The organism is uncultured Sphingomonas sp. (assembly GCF_937859915.1).
Lineage (GTDB): Bacteria > Pseudomonadota > Alphaproteobacteria > Sphingomonadales > Sphingomonadaceae > Solisphingomonas.
On sequence record NZ_CALMAW010000090.1, the window covers coordinates 1 to 3238 of the forward strand.

The window sequence follows — 3238 nt, forward strand, 5'->3', positions numbered from 1 at the left end:
ACGTGACTGCCGCCGCTCACCACCCAAAATCCCACCTACGCAGAGCTTCCCTAATCCCGCAACCGGCTTTCTGTGTCATACTCGCGCCACCTTCCAGCGGGCCTGTCCCGCATGCGTGTCCTCGGTTCCCACGATCTTTAAGCCTTCGACGACGCGCCCCTTATGGCGGGCCAGATAGCGGCCGAGCGACTTCGAGTTGATCATCCCGCGAACCTCGGCGGCCTCGAGCAGCGCATCATTGAGCGACGGATTGACGAATTGCTGGCTTGCCACGTTGCGCAGTTCGGCCTCGGCGATGATCTCGCCCGTCGTCTGCGACGCAGATCCGACCGCCTCATGCCACGCCCGCAAGACGCTGCTGAGCACGCCGACAATTGGGTCGTCCGCGCGGGCCTTGTCCATCGTGTCGCACGGGTCCGCCCGGTCGAGCCAGACGAGCGCTGAGCGGACCAATCGGCTCCAATCCTCGAACGAAGCCAGCGACGGCAGGACGCCTGGATAGCCGGCGACCACATAAGCGCGGACAACGGTCAGCACGGCGGCGACATAGGTGCCTCGCTTCGCGAGCACCGTCTGGAACGGGTTGGCGACGAAGGTGCGCAACTCAGGCCGCTCGACGTTGGGATCCAGTGAGCAGACGACCACGCGACGGGTCATGTCGCCGATGAGCTGGATGTTGTTGCCGGTCGCGAAGCATGTCGCTCGACTCTCGATCTTGACCAGCTTCGACACGCCGAGCGGGCGCACCGAGACGACCGGGCGCTCGATCATCTGGCACAGGGCATCGCCGCCGAGTTGGCCGTTGACGTTGTCGATCGAGACGATCGCCTGCCCGTTGAGCAAGGCCGCGCCGAGACGCTTTTCGGTCTCTTCTTCCGTCCGGCCGGCGGCTATGACAGGTGCGCGCTCGCCGGTGCTGATCGCCGAGAACAAGTCGGTCAGGTAGCTCTTGCCGGATCCAGCGACAGGCGCATCGGTCGCATGCAGTGGCACGACAGGCATGGCGCCGCGGACAACGGGCGTGATCAGGCCAGATAGCGCAACGGAGCGGCTGGCGGCGTCAACAAAGGGGAAGTCGCCGAGTAGCGCATCAAGGAAGGCAAGCGCGGAAAGCGCCTGATCACGCGTAGGCTGGTCGGGGATGGCCGGCAGCTTCGGCGGGTCCATCAACAGCAATTGCGTATCGGGATCATAGCCCGCGGCCGACAAGATGGTGCCGTCGGGGCGAAGGGTCGGTGTAGTGATGACGCCCGCAAGCCTGCGAAAACGCCATTCGCCGTCGCGCGCCAGGATCGTCGCCGCCACCTTATGCGGCGGATCGGTCGGCACGAGCTCCTTTTTGCGGGCGTTCCATTTCGTCCAGTCCGCGGCACGCGACAGATGATCGATCATCGCGTCGCCGTCGACCGGGCAAAGCCGCGCGACCTTGGTCCGCATGCCGTGCGCGGCGGGCATCTCGTCTATGACCGGGCGAACGATGCCGCCTCGGACGTAGAACGGCGCTTCGGCCGTGATCAGCGCTCGTTCGCCGTCAGTGGCGATGTTGTGCAGATCGCCCTCGCGGACTTGGATCATGGGGCGCGGCGGCGATGCTTGAACCGGTCGCAGCGGTGCAATCGTCATATTTGCGGCTCCACGGCTTCCGCCTGCGGCCCGCCGGTCTCGAGCATGGTGGCAATTGCCATCAGCCCGACCATCGCGCGGTGAAAGACGTCGAGCTTGTCGGTCGACATGGATGTGGTGGCGTGAACGCAGCTCAGGCTCTCGAGCGCGCCGAGCACGATCGAGGCCTCCCACGATGAACGATTGCGACCAGCGATGGCCCGGTCACGCAGGTACAGGATGCCGCACCGCCGACGGCGCTCCTCGTCCGAGCAGCCCGGCTTGAGGCCGTCGAGCACAGGTCCGTAGCGCGCGAGGTAGCGCGGCATGATCTCGTCGGGCGCGCTCATATCTCGCCCTCAATCAACGCGCTCGCCGCGATCTCGAGCGCCGCGACCAACGGGCCGAGCGTCTTTAGTTCGATGGCGATCCCCTTTCGGGGGTTTGCCGCCGAGCCGTCCATCGGCAGCAGCGCCATATCTATGATCTGCTTACCGTCGATGATGCCGGCACTGACCCGCAGCATCTGGTCTTTGCCCTTAAGGATGGTGGCGATCGGCTTCATGCCGCATGCCCTCCGTCCCACGGGCTGCCGGCCATAACCTCGCCAAGCGATCGCTTAGTCGACCGGGTCTCGTCGACCACGCGCGAATATATCAGCGGATAGGACTGGCACAGATCGCCCGCATGGCTGCGTGCCTGCGCTGCAGTCGAAAAGCTGGTGTAGACCCAGCCCGCCGGCCAGACCCGCAGATAAAACCGGCGGCCGTGCTGTTGAATGTGCAGCACCTTGCCGCGCGGGCTCAGCACTTCGCCGATCGTCGCCAGGTCGACGCCAGGGAATGGCAGGACGGTCATTGTCCGCCTCGCGCGTGATCGTCGATCGACGCATCGCCGAGCTTGTCGCAAAGTTCCTCGGCATAGGCGCGCGCCAGACTATAGGATCCGAAGGCGCGGTCGCGATCGATGTGACCGGGCGGCACGACTCGGACGGCGGTCTTGGCGCCGGCGCGCGCGACGATGATGGTGGGCGCGCTCATTGCAGCACCTCCCAGGCCATCGAAGCGACGACGCTGGCGCGCTGCGGCGCCATGCCAAGCGACGAGACCAAGTATTGCGAACGGCGCTCGAAAAGATTATCCAGGCTATCGTCTGACGGGACATAATTCGTGGTAGCCCGCTCGGCCCCTGCACGGGCTGGGCGGGTTGCTTCGTTATTGGGTCGAAGCGCGACCGCGGAGGCAGAAGCCATGCCGGATCACGCCGCGCCGACCAGCTTGCGGACGCTATCCACCCGAATAAGCCTGCGGCCGCCTACGCGAACGCTCTCGAGATCTCCGCGGCGGATGTAATTCCAGACGGTGTTTTCATGGACGCCGAGCGATGCGGCGGTTTCCTTCACGCTGTAGCTGAGCCGTTCCATCATAACCTCCGCGCGCCGCTTGGGCTTGGTTGCGGCGGTATGTTCGGGGTTAAGGAAGCGCTCGATTACGGCGGGTCGACATTTTTCGACATTGTTCTGGTCGAATTCGGTGGTGTTCAGCTGGCACGCATCGGTGCTAGGATTGCGATCGGACATGTGCGTGTTGATTTGCACTGAGAGCTGACCCGGAGAAGGCATAAATTTCCACCGAGA

The 3238-nt window shown here is 64.5% G+C and carries 6 protein-coding genes; all 6 read right to left on the minus strand.

Annotation, left to right across the window (positions count from 1 at the left end; genetic code table 11):
• Nucleotides 1-75: 75 nt before the first annotated feature.
• On the minus strand, nucleotides 76-1623 hold the full coding sequence (locus Q0326_RS11690) for a hypothetical protein (RefSeq protein WP_298690487.1): 1548 nt from the start codon (nucleotides 1621-1623) through the stop codon (nucleotides 76-78).
• Nucleotides 1620-1952, minus strand: a complete 333-nt coding sequence (locus Q0326_RS11695; RefSeq protein WP_298690490.1) for a hypothetical protein — start codon at nucleotides 1950-1952, stop codon at nucleotides 1620-1622. Before Q0326_RS11695 ends, Q0326_RS11690 begins: the two co-directional genes overlap by 4 nt.
• Nucleotides 1949-2167, minus strand: coding sequence for a hypothetical protein (locus Q0326_RS11700; protein WP_298690493.1), 219 nt, complete (start codon nucleotides 2165-2167; stop codon nucleotides 1949-1951). The genes Q0326_RS11695 and Q0326_RS11700 overlap by 4 nt, the downstream gene beginning before the upstream one ends.
• Nucleotides 2164-2460 carry a hypothetical protein gene (locus tag Q0326_RS11705; RefSeq protein WP_298690496.1) on the minus strand — a complete coding sequence of 99 codons (297 nt, stop codon included), beginning with the start codon at nucleotides 2458-2460 and terminating at the stop codon, nucleotides 2164-2166. Before Q0326_RS11705 ends, Q0326_RS11700 begins: the two co-directional genes overlap by 4 nt.
• Nucleotides 2457-2642 carry a hypothetical protein gene (locus Q0326_RS11710; protein ID WP_298690499.1) on the minus strand — a complete coding sequence of 62 codons (186 nt, stop codon included), beginning with the start codon at nucleotides 2640-2642 and terminating at the stop codon, nucleotides 2457-2459. The genes Q0326_RS11705 and Q0326_RS11710 overlap by 4 nt, the downstream gene beginning before the upstream one ends.
• A 218-nt stretch (nucleotides 2643-2860) precedes the next feature.
• Nucleotides 2861-3238: helix-turn-helix domain-containing protein (locus Q0326_RS11715; protein ID WP_298690502.1), on the minus strand; the 378-nt coding region annotated here is incomplete at its 5' end.